General features: G+C 43.1%; 19 protein-coding genes. 1 reads left to right on the top strand and 18 read right to left on the bottom strand.

Features of this window, described 5'->3' with window-relative positions:
• From ACLGE8_RS10165 to prmB, 17 genes are all read right to left on the bottom strand, one after another.
• Positions 1 to 495, bottom strand: coding sequence for a hypothetical protein (locus tag ACLGE8_RS10165; RefSeq protein WP_410998301.1), 495 nt, complete (start codon positions 493 to 495; stop codon positions 1 to 3).
• Positions 496 to 511: 16 nt separating this feature from the next.
• On the bottom strand, positions 512 to 1,036 hold the full coding sequence (locus ACLGE8_RS10160) for a roadblock/LC7 domain-containing protein (RefSeq protein WP_410998299.1): 525 nt from the start codon (positions 1,034 to 1,036) through the stop codon (positions 512 to 514).
• Between the two features lie 60 nt (positions 1,037 to 1,096).
• Complete coding sequence (locus tag ACLGE8_RS10155; protein ID WP_410998297.1) at positions 1,097 to 1,468, bottom strand: hypothetical protein; 372 nt, start codon at positions 1,466 to 1,468, stop codon at positions 1,097 to 1,099.
• A 108-nt stretch (positions 1,469 to 1,576) separates the two neighbouring features.
• Positions 1,577 to 2,881: a tetratricopeptide repeat protein gene (locus tag ACLGE8_RS10150; protein WP_410998295.1), complete on the bottom strand. Its 1,305-nt coding sequence runs from the start codon at positions 2,879 to 2,881 to the stop codon at positions 1,577 to 1,579.
• The gene (locus tag ACLGE8_RS10145) at positions 2,875 to 3,654 is read right to left on the bottom strand and encodes a type II secretion system F family protein (RefSeq protein WP_410998294.1); all 780 of its coding nucleotides are present in this window, start codon (positions 3,652 to 3,654) and stop codon (positions 2,875 to 2,877) included. The genes ACLGE8_RS10150 and ACLGE8_RS10145 overlap by 7 nt, the downstream gene beginning before the upstream one ends.
• 79 nt (positions 3,655 to 3,733) lie before the next feature.
• Positions 3,734 to 4,648 (bottom strand): type II secretion system F family protein, encoded by a 915-nt coding sequence (locus tag ACLGE8_RS10140; RefSeq protein WP_410998293.1) that lies wholly within the window; start codon positions 4,646 to 4,648, stop codon positions 3,734 to 3,736.
• Positions 4,645 to 5,934, bottom strand: coding sequence for a CpaF family protein (locus ACLGE8_RS10135; protein WP_410998292.1), 1,290 nt, complete (start codon positions 5,932 to 5,934; stop codon positions 4,645 to 4,647). Before ACLGE8_RS10135 ends, ACLGE8_RS10140 begins: the two co-directional genes overlap by 4 nt.
• Positions 5,935 to 5,988: 54 nt before the next feature.
• Positions 5,989 to 7,122, bottom strand: coding sequence for a hypothetical protein (locus tag ACLGE8_RS10130; RefSeq protein ID WP_410998291.1), 1,134 nt, complete (start codon positions 7,120 to 7,122; stop codon positions 5,989 to 5,991).
• Positions 7,123 to 7,135: 13 nt separating this feature from the next.
• Positions 7,136 to 8,542 (bottom strand): type II and III secretion system protein family protein, encoded by a 1,407-nt coding sequence (locus ACLGE8_RS10125; protein ID WP_410998290.1) that lies wholly within the window; start codon positions 8,540 to 8,542, stop codon positions 7,136 to 7,138.
• A gap of 101 nt (positions 8,543 to 8,643) precedes the next feature.
• Positions 8,644 to 9,606 (bottom strand): hypothetical protein, encoded by a 963-nt coding sequence (locus ACLGE8_RS10120; RefSeq protein ID WP_410998289.1) that lies wholly within the window; start codon positions 9,604 to 9,606, stop codon positions 8,644 to 8,646.
• A 316-nt stretch (positions 9,607 to 9,922) separates the two neighbouring features.
• Entirely contained in the window at positions 9,923 to 10,153 is a 231-nt protein-coding gene (locus ACLGE8_RS10115) for a Flp family type IVb pilin (RefSeq protein WP_410998288.1), read from the bottom strand.
• Between the two features lie 478 nt (positions 10,154 to 10,631).
• The gene (locus tag ACLGE8_RS10110; protein WP_410998287.1) at positions 10,632 to 10,907 is read right to left on the bottom strand and encodes a YfcL family protein; all 276 of its coding nucleotides are present in this window, start codon (positions 10,905 to 10,907) and stop codon (positions 10,632 to 10,634) included.
• A gap of 27 nt (positions 10,908 to 10,934) precedes the next feature.
• Complete coding sequence (locus ACLGE8_RS10105) at positions 10,935 to 11,480, bottom strand: elongation factor P hydroxylase (RefSeq protein ID WP_410998284.1); 546 nt, start codon at positions 11,478 to 11,480, stop codon at positions 10,935 to 10,937.
• Positions 11,480 to 12,289 carry a sulfite exporter TauE/SafE family protein gene (locus ACLGE8_RS10100; RefSeq protein ID WP_410998282.1) on the bottom strand — a complete coding sequence of 270 codons (810 nt, stop codon included), beginning with the start codon at positions 12,287 to 12,289 and terminating at the stop codon, positions 11,480 to 11,482. The genes ACLGE8_RS10105 and ACLGE8_RS10100 overlap by 1 nt, the downstream gene beginning before the upstream one ends.
• Complete coding sequence (mepA, locus tag ACLGE8_RS10095; RefSeq protein ID WP_410998280.1) at positions 12,289 to 13,113, bottom strand: penicillin-insensitive murein endopeptidase; 825 nt, start codon at positions 13,111 to 13,113, stop codon at positions 12,289 to 12,291. Before mepA ends, ACLGE8_RS10100 begins: the two co-directional genes overlap by 1 nt.
• A 2-nt stretch (positions 13,114 to 13,115) precedes the next feature.
• Complete coding sequence (gene aroC, locus ACLGE8_RS10090; RefSeq protein WP_315407211.1) at positions 13,116 to 14,201, bottom strand: chorismate synthase; 1,086 nt, start codon at positions 14,199 to 14,201, stop codon at positions 13,116 to 13,118.
• Between the two features lie 43 nt (positions 14,202 to 14,244).
• The gene (gene prmB / locus ACLGE8_RS10085) at positions 14,245 to 15,177 is read right to left on the bottom strand and encodes a 50S ribosomal protein L3 N(5)-glutamine methyltransferase (RefSeq protein WP_333497859.1); all 933 of its coding nucleotides are present in this window, start codon (positions 15,175 to 15,177) and stop codon (positions 14,245 to 14,247) included.
• 167 nt (positions 15,178 to 15,344) lie between these two features.
• Here prmB and smrB point away from each other — a divergent pair, with 167 nt between their 5' ends.
• On the top strand, positions 15,345 to 15,896 hold the full coding sequence (smrB, locus tag ACLGE8_RS10080) for an endonuclease SmrB (RefSeq protein ID WP_185669531.1): 552 nt from the start codon (positions 15,345 to 15,347) through the stop codon (positions 15,894 to 15,896).
• 85 nt (positions 15,897 to 15,981) lie between these two features.
• Here smrB and sixA read toward each other — a convergent pair whose 3' ends face one another.
• Positions 15,982 to 16,467 (bottom strand): phosphohistidine phosphatase SixA, encoded by a 486-nt coding sequence (gene sixA, locus ACLGE8_RS10075; protein WP_410998277.1) that lies wholly within the window; start codon positions 16,465 to 16,467, stop codon positions 15,982 to 15,984.
• Between the last annotated feature and the right edge of the window lie 125 nt (positions 16,468 to 16,592).

The following is a 16,592-nucleotide window of genomic DNA, read 5'->3' as shown; positions in this document are numbered from 1 at the left end:
CTATCTTTTCCCTTTCTTTTTTTTTGCTCTTTTCATTTTTTGATATACCGGAATAACTATTGTTCGACTTATATCAGATGATGGTAAACATTTATCTATACTTACAGGAGATGGTATCTCATCACAGACTATGTCTATAGATAAAGAGTTTCGAATATTATTAACCATCATAGAATAAAACTTTATCGTATCGTAGATTTTTTGGTCACGATCATAGAGTACAGGTTCAACCGCAATAGCACCACATGATATGTCTGAACAAGTTAACTGAATTGCTTTATTAAAAATATACTCAAGTTCATTTTTATTAATATCAGGATAAGTATTAGTCACATCTACGCTGACGTTATGAATCAAATTATACAGAAAACTCAATCTTTGTTCCGTTAATTTATCTCTGCTATCAATAACAGGGTTAATAGATATATAGCCACTTACATGATCGGCAGAACAAATATTCACTACACAGCTTAAAATAAACGATTTTCTCATCATAATAACCCAATAATTATCAATTGATTCTCTTACATACTTCAATGATATTTTCAGATAAGTTTTTCATCCGCCAAAATATCTGCCCAATGGGCTCATCTTTTTCGGTTATAGCCATTAAGCACAATATATGTTGAGCAATTATAATTCGATTAAAAAGAATCATATTATCATCACTTTCCATGAATACAGTATTTTGTTCCCCAGAACCAACCTCTTTTAGCATTGCCGAGCTAATTCCAAGTAATGAACTTGCTAAAGCGGATACTTTTCTCACATGGAGTTCATTACCACCCGTTAGCACCGATGCGACTTCGAAACCATCTTCTGTCGATACTATAATATTCTTAAGGATCGTGTTATTTTTACAAAACTCTTTTAATTCTAGATTTAATGCATCGATCAATGTTTCAGAAACCTCACGAATCTCTGTATCTTTAGTGGCAGTAATTGGTTCATTGGTGCTCACTTTATTAATCGAAGATTCATCTTCGTCTGACTTTGATGCATATATATCAAACGGTAACCCATGTAGGCCCATCATAATTCTCCAAAATAAGTTAATTGGTATCAATAAGACGTTCTTAGAATATATACTCTATATTTATAACATAGGGGCACTAAAGCGAATGGACAAGCATTCATTTAGTTTTAGCCGTGTCAAAGCAATATTTGAACGTTTATCGATGCCGATATAAATAAATCGATTACTGATATAGGAAAAGGAAATTAATAAATGAATACAATCACTATACGTAATCATTATATCTTCAAAATAATTTTTTGATGATGATAACCGAGCATACTTTATATTAGCTCTAACAATGTCGCTCATTGCCTGAACTAATGGTCCACTGTTATCATCAAGATTAAATTCATACTCAACCTCTTTTTTTATAATATTAATCAGTGCAACCTGCTCTACGCCATTGACCTCTTTTAACTCCAGCAATAAATCCTCAATATTTATTTCCATTAACAACCTCAAAATGCAATTTTATTTTAATACGTTTAATCACGATAGATATAGGTAGTATTGAAAATAGCCATGCATCAAATTAAAGTGACTAGCGAGTAATTTTAATCATTCATAAGTAAAATCTATCAATATTTTTTCTTTATTCTTACCAGTAGTCGTCGTTCTTTTAATGGATTCCGATTTGATGCAACGAGCAGTAATGATTCTTAAGATAGTATTCCCATCACCTTTATTAATAAACTCTATTTTTTTGACATCAGGGCGTTTATTCATTATGGCTAACTGAGAATCAAATATCGAATTTAGTGGTTGTACACTAAACAATTCTAATTCGATCTGATTGTCATATAGTTTTGGCAGCAGCATGAAATTAATAGGATATGAAGAATATAGCGCTAATCGGTCGCCATTAGTAATGCTTGCTGAAGTCAATATTGCTATTGATTTTGCGTTTGCAATTTTTCCCTTAAATGGTAAAACCTTATCATTTTGATTCTCAGCCAAATCACATTGCTTAGATGCAACTGCTGGTGCTGGTGCTGGTGCTGGTGCTATATTAGCTGCATGCTGTTCAGATAATGATTTATTTACACTGACTGGCAATGAGCTTTCATTATGTGATCCAGATTTTTCATCTATCTGGCTATCTTTTTTAACCCACTTTGAATTATTCTGAACATTTAGTTGAACTTGCTCTCGAGGTGATAATTTTGCTAATGAACTGATGAGTTCATCGGCATCAGACAAGATCATCTTTTCACTAACAAGTATTTTTCGCGCACTACCATAATCCCCGATCTTAACAAGGGAATATACAAGATTATACACTGTCTGTGAGCGGTATTTTTTTCTAACATACAACGATAGTAAGTTGTCACGAGCGTTTACATAATCTTGCTGTAAGATCTCCATCATCGCGATATTGTTGATGACTATCTCTTCATTATAAAATAGGCCTCTGGCCTTCTCAAAAGATCGCATTGCATCGGAATAACGTCCTTGCTGAGCTAGCATAATACCCTGTAGGTTCCATAGCTCACCATTTGCTTCATCTTTTGATATAAGATTGTCTAAAATATCCCTAGCGTCACTCTCATTTCCAAGTTCAATGAGATTCTTAGCCTGGAGCAAAGAATATTTGGTGTCCCCATTACTTTCTACTAATGGTTTAAGGTATATATTGGATGAATTATAATCTCCAATTTTGTTATAGAGCATGGATAGATGATAGCGATCGTCTACATTATCTTGAAGACTAAGTTTCTTTCTATATATTTCTATCAAACCCTGATAGTCATTTAGCTGTGTTAATATATATTCCTTTTGATCATCTTCTGATGCATTTGATAACCCACCTGAACATCCACTAAGTACCGCAAGCATTACTATAGGTAATAATTTTTTTACCATGTTGAGCTCATCTTAATCAGGCCCGGACCAGCAACTAGTGCTATTAGGGGAAAGAGAATAAAAGCAATCATTGGGAATGTCATTTTCGCTGAAAGCGCAGCGACTTTTTCCTCCATACTCAATAACTGCATTTGTCTGATATCTTTCGACAAATCTATTAGTATATTATATATTGAAGAACCAAACTTGGTGCTTTGCAATAAAGTTGAACATAACATTCGTACCTCTTCATTGTTCACTTCGCTAGAAAGTTGCTCAAGTGCAGTGTTGATACCACTAACTTCAGATCTCAGCACGGTACGAATGAGTAATGCAGATAAATCTTTATTAATACTGTCAATTTTATAAGCAATATAAGTTAAAGCCGCTTCAACCGTCATTCCTGATTGTATACAAACAGCTAAAAGGTCTATAAGGTAAGGTATATCATTAGAAATTCTACTGAATCTTCTTTGCGTCACGGATTTCTGAATACGAGCAGGAACAATGATAATAAAAGAAAGAATAGCGAGGATCACAATCATCAAAGTCTGCGAACCCAACTCTAGCCAACCGGAGTATTCCAGCACCGTAACGGGAAGAGCAATAAATAAAAACAAAGCAGCTTTAATCTTCACGTTTTGATCTAATGCTGATGACGCAGAGATAATCTTACTATTCTTTTTAAATGTTTTATCTAATTGAGATTCTATTAAGCTGCTTCCGTAGGTAAGCACATTTTTCGAACCTTCACTCTTGGATGAGAAATTGATTAATTTCTCAACTTTCTTCATTCTACGCTGTCGATAAATAAGCAATAATATACTTCGCATACCAATTGCAAACAAAATGCAGAAAAATGCATATATCATTTTATCCAACCTTATTCATCATCATCCAGACTAACCATATCCCTGTTAATATGCTACCTATTGCATAATAGAGTATAAGTCGTCCAGAATCGGTCCCTATTAATACCTCAAAATTATCAGGTGAAACAAATTTGATAAAGAAGAAAAAGAACACAGGTATAATCACAAGCACTTTTACTGACATTCTGGCCTCAGCCGTCATGGCAATTTTTTTTCTGTCTAAAGCTTTACTTGCTGAGATCAGCATTGTCAATCTCGTCATTACTTCGCTAACTTGCCCTCCGCCTTTTAAATTTATTAAGACTGTTATTACAAATGAAAAATACTCACTGTAGGGATAGCGATAATAGGAATCCATGAAAACACGTTCGGGTTCATCACCGATATCAAGTCTCATTAATATCCTTTTGAACTCCTGGCCAAAATCACTATTGATCATTTTGGCACATTCATCAAAGCCTTGTAATACCGGTCTACCCACTCTGACGGAGCTATTAATGATATTTAAAGCTTCAGAAAAATCACGCTCAAATTCGGTTCTACTTTTTTTTATCTGCTGTATATAGAGAATATAAGGTATGATAACCATAACAACTATAGCGATAGTGAGATTATCAAACTGTAAGAACTCTATATTAATATATAATGCCCCTGCCATACCAACAATGGTTATAACCATGTTTTTAATAAGCAATTCACTATTTTTTCCGATGAGGTTCCTATGAACCTTTTCTTTAATCGCTTTGATACTGTTAATTAAATTAGTGATGATTAATTTTTTCTGCGTATGCTCATGCCTGGCAATGATGTTTGTTGATAATATTTTACTTTGTATTTTTTTTGTATTTTTAACCGAAAAATAAATTTGCCCAACACCTAATAATAAAAAAATAATTGAAATAATCACTATAATCATGACACTTTACTCCCGAATAGTTGCCGTAAAGGTTCAAGATAGCCATGCACTAATGCCTGCCGATAAACAGCAGAACGCTGGAGAAGACCATTACACGCAAATGTACCAGTAATCATCCCGTTGCTATCTCTTTCAGGGTTAGCAGTAAAATTAAAAATATCCTGCAAAATGATATTTTCACCTTCCATCCCCATGATTTCAGAGATATTCGTGACTTTTCTTGAACCATCGGGTAAACGTGAGGCCTGTACAACAATATTCACTGCCGTTGAAATATTACGACGAATCGCAATTAGTGGTAGTGCGGCATTAGCCATCATCACCATACTTTCTAATCGAGCTAACGCATCCCTGGGGTTGTTCGCATGCAGCGTTGACATTGAACCATCGTGCCCGGTATTCATCGCTTGCAGCATTTCAAACGCTTCAGCACCGCGACACTCACCGATGATGATGCGGTCAGGGCGCATACGTAGGGAGTTAATTACCAGATTCCTCATATTAATCTGCCCCTGGTTTTCTGACCCTGCGAGCCTTGTTTCCAGCCTCAGTACGTGCGTCTGTTGCAGTCTTAGTTCCGCGGCATCTTCGAGGGTTAAAACCCGTTCACTTTCTTCAATATACTGCGACATCGCATTCAATAACGTTGTCTTACCTGAACCCGTCCCTCCCGACACAATAATATTAACCCGGCAGCGACTAGCAATAACCAAAAAATTAGCCATTATTTCATTCATGCTGCCGAATTTAATTAACTCACCCAGAGTTATATTTCCTTTGCCGAATTTACGTATCGACATTGATGTTCCATCAATGGATATCGGTGAAATAACGACGTTCAAACGACTCCCATCAGGCATACGTGCATCAACCAATGGCTGTGAATCATCGATGCGCCGGCCAACCTTACCCACAAGTCTTCGGGCTATATCTGTTAATTGTTCATTATTGATGAATTGCTTCTCAGATAACTCCAGACGCCCTTTCCTTTCAACAAAAATACGGTTGGGACCATTAACGAGAATATCACTGACCGATTCATCTTCCATCAGTTCTCGTAAAGGTCCATATCCCGTGATTTCATCAACGACAAGCTCACATAACTCTTGTCGCTCTGGGGCAGAGAGATAATTTTCCGTACGGTTGTCATTGACTACCGAGCGAATAACAGAATTCACTTCATTAAGAAGTTCTGATCTATTGTCTTTTATACTGTCAATCTGCTCAAGATCAATACTCTTAAGAACTTCCTGTCGAAAGTATACAAATGAACTCGATTTATTCATAGGACATCATCCATGAGTTATAGATACATCATTTCTAAATTTCAATTCAAAAAATTATTTCTTTTTAAATACCGAAAAAAATAGTAAACTTTTCTTTTTATCGTTAGATTCAGCTTTACCTTTTATACCGAGCATTTTCATTGCAAAATCATTAATTGAGGTATTTTTATTTTTTTGCTTCATATCCTTGACATAAGAATGGATAATATCAATTTTTTTACCCAAATAGTTTTCAATATCCTCATTAGATAATTCATCAGGTCTGGCAAGATGATTCTCATTCAATATGAGAATATTCTTTGATAACTCTTTTGCACTCTCCGGTGAGGGAGAGATGCGCTCAAATTCGTCAATGATCAAGCGCGCGTTGCGCACCGAAGCCAGTTCTCTGGTAACAACAATAAACATAAAATCTGATCCAGGAACTATTAATGTCAACTTATCCCTAACCTGTGTTGTAACATTATGATCAAAAATGACAATATTATAATTCCGATACTCAGGAGCATCGAACTGCCATAACTCCTCTTCTGTAGCTATTTTAATACCCTGATGATCATTAAGATGGGTGATGACTCCATCACGTGCTAACGATGTATCAGCAATGAGATCTAGGTCAGGAGTACCTGTATGGCCCTGAATCAAAAGTATGGGAAAATTACTAAGCTCACTGAAAGCGTTAAATAACTTCCAAGCTATTAATGAAGTGCCACTTCCCCCCTTGCAGCCAATGACGCTAATTTTCTGCGTATAGCTTGACGTGTCTGATACCTCATTCACTTTTTTTAGTGCATTTCCGATCATCAGCATTTGCGATTCAAGATGTAAATAGACTGCTCCTATTCTGCTCATTTCATCACAAAAGCGAATTGAATCAGTATCACCAACAAATATTTTTTTAGTTGTTATTGGAAGTATAAACTTCATTTTTTGTTCAATAATTGCGATATCGTTAAAACTTTCAAGATCTATAATAACATAGCTACTTGATGGTATCATTTTTCCATCAGTCATGTCGTAAAAACATGCGTCAATACGTGTTACCTCTATACCAGCATTCATTCTTATCTGTGTTGCTAGACCTGATGCTATATTTTCTCTTGCGGTAATAATAGCGATAGAACCTGATGAAGATGTATCGACTTTACTTTCGAAATTTTTTTTATTAATTTTAGTTAAATCTAACATAGTTGTTCCCTATCTAGCGGATAAAACCACCACGTGAGATAAACCCACGCGCGTCGTTATCTTCAAGTCTATTAATATGATCGTCTGCGACGCCTACATTGAAGAATAATTTATCTACAGAGGTTCTATGGAATTTGGGTACAGGCAATTTATAACTTTCGGTGGCAGACACAGGTTTGACTAATTTAACAGTAGCAAATACAACTAATTCGTTTTTTTCCCGTTCCGTTTGGCTGCTACGGGCAAATGCACCAAGTATAGGTATATCACCAGCATACGGTACCTTGGATAAGGACTCCCGGTCTGACTCGCTTAGCAACCCACCAATTACAAAACTATCACCATCGGCAAGTTCTATCGTTGACTGCGTCCTTCGCGTATTCATCGTTGGAATTGCGTACGAATTATAGGTATAACTCCCCGTCACGTTACTAAGTTCATTAGCGATGAATAAACGGATCTTATCGCTACGATTAACTTTCGCACCAATATTAAGTCTGATCCCATATTCTTTATATTGTACCGAGGTTGAACTATCTCCACCGCTATCGATTACAATTGGGATTTCGCCGCCGACAAGGAAACTTGCAAATTCCCCAGAGAGTACCGTTAGATTTGGCTGTGCTAACACTCTGGCGATACTATCATTTTTGACAGCGTTGATTATTGTACTAATATTTCCCGCATCAAAGCCGCCTTTGAAGCCAATCAAGCTAAACACACCCGCATTATTCTTACTGCTGCCGCCATTAATAATACTATCTAGCGTTAAGCTACTCCACTCAATACCCAGCGCATCGGTGAACGTCTTTGTGACTTCAACGACCGTCAGTTTTACGTTAACCTGCTGTGGCGTTGAAAGCACAGTCATACGGTCAATAACGTTCCCCCACTGTTGTTTCGTCAGATGATCAATATTATTACCGCCTCCGTCCTGTGAACTCCAATTGATCTCTCTTTCTTTTTTATCATCACCAACCAAGCTACCGACCGTGTAATATATTTCATCTCTGATTTCTTCAGTCTCAACATCGCCTTTTATTATATATGTTAGTTTGGTACCGCTCATATACCTTTCAATTTTTATATTTGTTCCTGGATACTGTTTATTTATCCTTGCAGTCAGCGTTCCCCCAACAGAGTCCACAGAGATGGCAATTGTTCTTAAAACTTTACCTTTAGCTCCATAAATTGTGAGGTCGGTAGTGCCTGTTTTTTTTGCATACAGCACAACTTTCTTGCTATCGATAACTTTATAGTCAGCAACATTCGGGTTGGATATGAAAACAGTATCTATTTTTTGCCCCGATGATATATCTTTTGACTGGCCTTCTTTCAATACCATATCTTCGGCAAATGATGCCTGAATCGTGAAGGGTAATAACAGCAAAAGTATAAATACTTTAAGTATTTTAAACATACTACATCCTCTCGTTATTGTATGGGTTTCAAGTCCATTTCGATATGGTATAAATCCGTTCCCCAATAAGGGACTGATAGTCACCTATGGATTAAATTGCCTCATTTTTGTTGGTTTTCGATTGTAGTGTTAGTGCTACTGCTACCTCGATATTCCTTTATTATATCAAGATTTTCGGGTACAACCTGCTCCACGACTATAGGTGCTGGGGATGATGTATTGGTAAACAGGATATTGCGATTATCTATCGGCCACTGCCCTTCACTACCAACCAGTACTGAATGTTCAAGACTCATATCGTCATCGTTCCTGTTCGTCGGGAACAGATAGATAGACTTATTCTCCAAGCCTTTTAGCGTCATCACTTCAGCAGGTGACAACTCAACCAATATATAGCCCTCATTATCCATAGGACTGCTTTGATCTACGATCTTCTTCATCTTTAAGCTTTGCGACCTGATCGATAAAATCTTCTTGTTCTTCATTATTAATTTGAAATGTCTATTATTTATACTGTCGGTCATATCAGCAGTTGGTATCAATTCCTTCAGTTCATCATTTTCTCTATTTTCTCTTAGCATATAAGCCAGATAGATATCTATTCCTTCTCCAGCACGAAGATTGGTAAAAAGATAGCTGTCTGATTTCTGTATGGAAAACCCATAAACGATACTTCCTGATTTTGCCGACATCTGAATATATTCATCGCTTCCTGGTTCGACTAATACCGTAGCAGGTATTTTTCCGCCCATAGCGACATCGCTCTTAACCATCCAGTTATCAATATCACCAACCGAGAACTGTTTTGCTTCTCCGCTATCCTTCTCTACCTGGATGGTTTCTAACTTGAAATCTTCCGAAGTTAAACGAATCCCTTTTTTTAGTTCTTTTCTGGCGATGGCAACCGTTATGCTTTCCTTCGGTGTCTCAACCGCCTTAACCTGCAATGTTTCACCCTGGGGTTGCACTGCCTGGTTGTTGTTTGCAGTATAATAAATCACCATCCCAATAATGCCGATGATTACCATGGCAATATTAATTATTAGTTTATATTTTTTGCTCATTGATATCCTCAGAATTAATATTTGTAATAATTCATTTAGCACGCAATACATTCAGCACCATGCATCATTGCCGCATATGGATTCCAGTGCGTGATAAACAATACAGATAAATTGATAACCCGGATTTTAATATTCAGGCAATAAATCATTATGCTATATATGCATAGCTACCGCATGAACTGAACAACAATGCAGTCCTATTAAAAGTTTTTAATTTTTATAAAAAAAACATCACCATCGTGAATGGTGACTTCACTGTAAAAATACAGACGACATATAATGCCGCCTGTATTTTTACTTGCACGATTTAGATTTTTTACTTGATAAGTTTGCTGTTCACTACTGCTGAAGCTTTGTTGAACAGGCCAGTGATCATCTTATCAACCTGGCCATCGTTACCAAATACAACAGCTACCACTGCAGCTACGCCCGCCAGCACGATAGCATATTCAACCGCAGTAACACCATTTTGGTCTTTGCAAAAATCACGCATTTTCTGCAGGCCAACGCTTCCCAGAACGTATGTTTTAATCATTAAATCATTCATTTCATTTATTCCTTCATTGAACATCCAAATTAATATTTATTATTCCTATAGTTCCTGACAAACATATAAGGCTCGTCTTGAACGGTTAATATTATATTCTGATTCCAGGTGAAAGATTTAATTATCGTTTTTTTTTAGGATATTATTTATATTAAATCAATGAATTAATTATTTAATTATCTAACTATTTAATTATTTTTCAGACTTACAAATACGATACATAACTAAGCTATTGATAATAAACGTGTATTTTTTATTCTTCCAAAAAATGATAAGAAGGTCGGTTATTTTTTATACCGCTATTTTTTGGACTGATGGTGCTAATCACCTTATATTAATATCAAAAATATAACATCAGCTTTTTTATTGTCTCAAATATAGAGGCATACCTCTGAGCAAAAAAAAGCCCCGCAAGTATTCGTTACTTGCAGGGCTTTACAGTATGTCATCTAGAACCTGGACGGTTATCCCAAAGACGTTACCGCGTACCTTTCTGGAACAGTGAGTCCCACATCGACTTAACTAGCGCCTGGTCACGCGGCGTGAGTTCGCCCGCCCCAATAGCCTTTTCCAGACTCTCTGCTACGGTACGATAGACGGCCTCCGCGGAATGGTCGTCGCCCTCTTCTAACTCCGCTACCGCGAGCGTTAAATGGCCGCGCAGATAACCGCTGGCGAACAGCTCATCATCACTGGCGTGTTCCACCATGTCATCAATTAACGCCAGAATGCGTGCTTCAAACTCCGCGATCATCTTCTTTCCTCTTTCGGTAACATGGCTTTAGAGATCTTCCGGCCATGGGAATTGTTCCGCCGTTAGGGCCGGCGTATGGTAATAATCCTGTAGTGCTTTGATGAACGTCGCCGGGCGCGGCGGAATGCCTTGCGCTAGATAGGTCATCACCTGCGCGTGTACGCGCCGCTGGAAGACGATACGGTCCGGTTCAAAGTCACCGTCCAGGTTGTCGCAGCTAACGTTGAACGGGAAACCCGCCGCCACGCAGAACAACCAGTCAAACGCCTGCGGCTTCACCTCAACGTCTTCAAACTGCCCCTGGGTTTTGGCATCGCGCCCGTCCGGACAGTACCAGTAGCCAAAATCAACCTGTTCACGTCTTGCTTTACCGGCAATACACCAGTGTGAAATCTCGTGTAGTGCGCTGGCGAAAAAACCGTGCGCAAAGACGATACGGTTATAGGGCACCTCGGCGTCCGCCGGAAGATAAATAGGTTCGTCGTCGCCTTTAATCAGACGAGTATTAAATTCATCGGCAAAGCAGCCATCGAAAATCGTCACTAGCTGCTGGTAATCGTGTGTGTTCGTCATTAATTCATCCCTAACCAATGCATAATCTGCTGTCCATGGCTGTCATACAGCAGCTTCGCGCTCATCACTGCGGAAACCACCACGATCATCGGGCGAATCAGCGTCTGCCCTTTACTTAGCACCAGGCGGGACCCCATACGGGCGCCAAAAAATTGCCCGACCATCATCACAAAGCCGGTAGCCCAGATCACCTTGCCGCCAATAATGAATAGCAGCAGCCCGCCCACGTTAGAGGTAGCGTTAAGAACTTTGGCGTGCGCGGTAGATTTAGCGAGGTTGAAACCCATCAGCGTCACGAATGCCAGCGCGTAAAAAGAGCCTGCGCCGGGGCCAAAAAAACCGTCGTAGAAACCGACGCAGCCGCCGGCCACTAGCGCGAACGGTAGCCCATAGAGGCGCTGTTGGCGGTCAGCTTCGCCGAGCTTCGGCATCAGCAGGAAATAAAGACCGATACCGATCACCAGCAGCGGCAGTATTTGGCGCAAGATTTCCGACTGCACGTATTGCACCAGCAGCGCACCGGTCATCGAGCCAATAAAGGTCATCAGGATATTGAGCTTTTGATCCGCAAGATTCACCACTTTGCGGCGAACAAAATAGAGTGAGGCAGATAGCGAGCCGCCACAGGCCTGCAGCTTGTTAGTTGCCAACGCCTGCGCTGGCGGCATGCCTGCGGCCATCAGTGCCGGTACGGTCAGTAAGCCGCCGCCGCCCGCCAGTGAATCAATAAAACCCGCCAGAATCGCAGTAAAGAAAAGGGCCACCAGCATGAGTGGCTCAACCATAAAGAGTGCGGAGAAGCTGTCCATTAGAGTACGTGTTCGTCCAGTAGCGCCTGGCAGGAAGGCGGCAACGGAGGAGGCGTCTTCTTCACAGGCTTAGTGGCGCCAGGTTTTGGCGGTTCAAACCAGCTTTGCAGTTCAGCGCCGCAGCCGTCTCCAGCTGGAGGTGGTGCCTGCTCTTCACACTCAAGGCTGTTCGCCGGGCACTTCAGGCGGACGTGCATATGCGCACGATGCTGGAACCACGGGCGAACTTTACGCAGCCAGTCACGGTCGTTACCCGCATCGAGGCAAAGCTGCTGTTTAATAGCTGGGTTAACAAAAATGCGCGTCACTTCACGGTCTTCGGCAGCAAGCTTAATCAGTTGGCCGATTTCCGGTTTCCACAGCGTCGGGACCACGTGCTTACCACCCGCGCTGACTAAATCCAGCGCCTGGGGTTTCAGCAACTGAGCTGAACTCCAGCGCGCCTTCGGTAGCTGCAGGAAAATATCGACATCCAGCCCGCTTTGGTGGCTTGCGTGTCCGCCGTTAAAGCGCCCGCCTGCAGGCATCCCCATATCACCAATCAGCATTGTGCCCATACCATGCTGCTGTACCTGGTTGCCCAGACGCTGGATAAACTGCACCAGATCCGGGTGACCAAAATAGCGGCGTTGGTCGGTACGCATCACCTGATAGGTGTCTGATTGCAGCGGTAACGGCTGCGCGCCAACGATGCAGCCGTTGGCAAATGCGCCAATAGACTGCGCGCTGCCGCTGACAGGTTGGGTGATTTTCTGCCACGGCGTTGCCGCCAACGCCGTACAGCTGGCCACCAGAGCCAGCAGCGCAATAACGGTTTTTTTCATGTTTACCAGCGTGGTATAGACGTCGTCACATCGGCGTTCTGCGCGCGTTGGCGCATAAAGTGATCCATCAGCACAATCGCCAACATCGCTTCAGCAATTGGCACCGCGCGGATACCCACGCAAGGGTCGTGACGACCTTTGGTGATCATCTCCACTTCTTCGCCAAAGCGGTTCAGCGTTTTGCCAGGTACAGTAATGCTGGAAGTCGGCTTCAGCGCAATATTCGCCACGATCTGCTGACCGCTGCTGATACCACCCAGAATGCCGCCCGCATGGTTGCTCTGGAAACCGGCTTTAGTGATTTCGTCGCGGTTTTCGCTACCGCGCAGTTTCACCACCTCAAAACCATCGCCAATCTCCACGCCTTTCACCGCGTTAATGCTCATCAGCGCGTGGGCGATGTCGGCATCCAGACGATCGAATACCGGCTCACCTAAGCCAGCCGGTACACCATCAGCAACCACGGTCACCTTCGCACCAATGGAGTCGCCCTCTTTTTTAAGGCCGCGCATCAGTTCGTCCAGCGCTTCAATCTTGTCCGGATCCGGGCAGAAGAATGGGTTCTGTTCTACCTGATCCCAATCTTTAATCGCCAGCGGAATGTCGCCCATCTGGGTCAGACAACCGCGAATAACGATACCGAATTTCGCCGCGAGGAATTTCTTGGCAATCGCCCCTGCCGCTACGCGCATCGCCGTTTCACGAGCAGAAGAACGACCGCCGCCGCGATAATCACGCAGGCCATATTTCTGTTCGTAGGTATAGTCTGCGTGCCCCGGACGGAAGACGTCTTTAATGGCGCCGTAGTCCTGCGAGCGCTGATCGGTGTTTTCAATCAGCAGACCGATGCTCGTACCGGTGGTCACGCCTTCGAACACGCCGGAGAGGATTTTCACCTGATCCGGTTCGCGGCGCTGGGTGGTGTAACGCGACGTGCCCGGGCGACGACGGTCAAGATCGTGCTGCAGATCGGCTTCGGTTAACGGGATCCCCGGAGGCACACCGTCAACAATGCAGCCCAGCGCGATGCCGTGCGACTCGCCAAAGGTCGTTACGCGAAAGAGTTGTCCAATTGTATTTCCTGCCATCACGACTCCATTATCGTTGTTCTGTTGTTGCGTGCTGGATTAATCAGTCTTTGTACTGTGCGAAGTGATCCTGAGCGGCGATCAGCTGTGCTTTGGTCAGCATAAAGACGCCGTCACCGCCGTTATCAAACTCAAGCCAGGTGAACGGAACATCCGGGTATTGGTCCATCAGATGTACCATGCTGTTACCCACTTCACAAATCAGAATACCGTCGTCGGTGAGGTAATCCGGCGCGCAGCCGAGAATACGACGGGTCAGGTGCAGACCATCAGCACCGGAAGCCAGGCCCAGTTCCGGTTCGTGGCGATATTCTGACGGCAGGTCAGACATATCTTCTTCATCCACGTACGGTGGGTTGGTGACGATCAGATCATATTGCAGCTGCGGCGCATCGCGGAATAGGTCCGAGCGGATCGGCGTGACGTTGTGAATCATGCCGTGTTCTTCAATGTTAAATTCGGTGACGGCCAGCGCATCCGGGGAGACATCAATCGCGTCTACTTCCGCTTCCGGGAAGGCGTAGGCGCAGGCAATCGCGATACAGCCGCTACCGGTGCACATATCAAGAATATGCTCAGGGCGATGGTTAATGAGGCCAGCAAAGCGGTTGTTAATCAGCTCACCAATTGGGGAGCGCGGCACCAGCACGCGATCGTCAACGTAGAATTCATGACCGCAGAACCAAGCTTTGTTGGTCAGATAGGCCACCGGGATTCGCTCGTTCACGCGACGGATCACGCGTTCAACGATCAGCTGTTTTTCCGTGGTAGTCAGACGCGCGCTGCGCATATCTTCTGGAATATCCAGCGGCAGGTAGAGCGTAGGCAGCACCAGCTGCACTGCTTCATCCCATGGGTTATCGGTGCCGTGACCGTACCAGATCTCGGCCGCGCTAAAGCGGCTTACCGCCCAGCGGAGCATGTCCTGAATGGTATGCAGCTCATTGACTGCTTCATCAACAAAAATCTTATCCACATTGTCCTCCAGGGGCATGCGTCGGGGTAAATTCGGCGGCTAGTTTGCCATGAAGGCGGCGATAAATCAGCATTCTTGCGTAGGGTGTGGGGAAAAAAGCGTTTTCGCTGCAGGGAGCAGCGTGAAAAGGTAAACTATGGGAAAAGACGAATTGAGAAGAATCAATAATGAAGAACAAAAATTCACTGAGCGAGGAGGATCAGGCGCTCTTCCAGCAGCTAATGACGGGCACCCGCAAAATTAAGCAGGACACCATCGTTCATCGCCCAATACGCAAAAAGATAAGTGAGGTGCCGCCAAAGCGCCTTTTACAGGAGCAGGCCGATAACAGCCACTACTTTTCCGACGAATTCCAGCCGCTGCTCAATACTAACGGGCCGGTCAAATACGTGCGCGAAGATGTCAGCCACTTTGAGTTGAAAAAGCTGCGCCGCGGTGACTATTCACCGGAGTTGTTTCTCGACCTGCACGGGTTAACACAAATGCAGGCCAAGCAGGAACTGGGCGCACTGATTGCCGCCTGTCGCCGGGAACATGTGTTCTGTGCCTGCGTGATGCACGGCCACGGCAAACATATTCTGAAACAGCAAACGCCGCTGTGGCTGGCTCAGCATCCGCACGTGATGGCGTTTCATCAGGCGTCGAAAGAGTACGGCGGAGACGCCGCGCTGTTGGTGCTGATTGAAGTTGAAGAGTGGCTGCCGCCAGAACTCCCCTGACAGAATCCCGGAGTCGGCGTAAACGCCTCGTCCGGGCTACAGGGAAAATCGACATTACTCGGCCATCAAGCTGGGTTAAAAACGATTAAATCGCTTTCGCCATTTTCAGATTGCACGGGCTCATTTGCCAGTTCAGGACACCTTGTCCGTTAGCGTCAAGGGTAACGCTGGCAATGGCGGAGGTGGTAAACATCGGCGGAACTTCGCCTGGGCAGAGTTCAGCAACCAGATAGCCAACCAGCGGCAGGTGAGAAATCACCAGCACCGATGAAGTCCCTTCATTGGCTAACGCCTGCAGGTAGGCGCTGACCAGGCCGATATCGCCGCATGGCGTGAGTTCAGGCAGAACATCCACCTCTTTTGGCAGATTAACGCACTCCCCAACCACTTTGAGCGTCTGCTCCGCACGCAGGAACGGGCTCACCAGAACACGATCGATATTCACATTTTGGTCTTTCAACCAGGTTGCCATCTGACGAGATTCATCACAACCACAACCAGTGAGAGGACGAACCGAATCACTGGCTGCATCGAGGGCAGCGTCGCCGTGACGCATAATAAAAACTTGCATATTGCACCGCTTTTGTTGACCAGAAGCACCAGCGTCACCATAACGGTGACGCGGTAGCCGGGCATTGTGCCTTATCCATTCACTGAATGAAACGCTGATTTTTACCTTACTGGTGTAAGTATAGT

It is taken from the genome of Kluyvera sp. 142486 (assembly GCF_046569695.1).
Taxonomy (GTDB): Bacteria; Pseudomonadota; Gammaproteobacteria; order Enterobacterales; family Enterobacteriaceae; genus Kluyvera.
The sequence above is the reverse complement of the archived record's forward strand: the minus strand, read 5'-3'. Positions and strand labels throughout refer to the sequence as shown.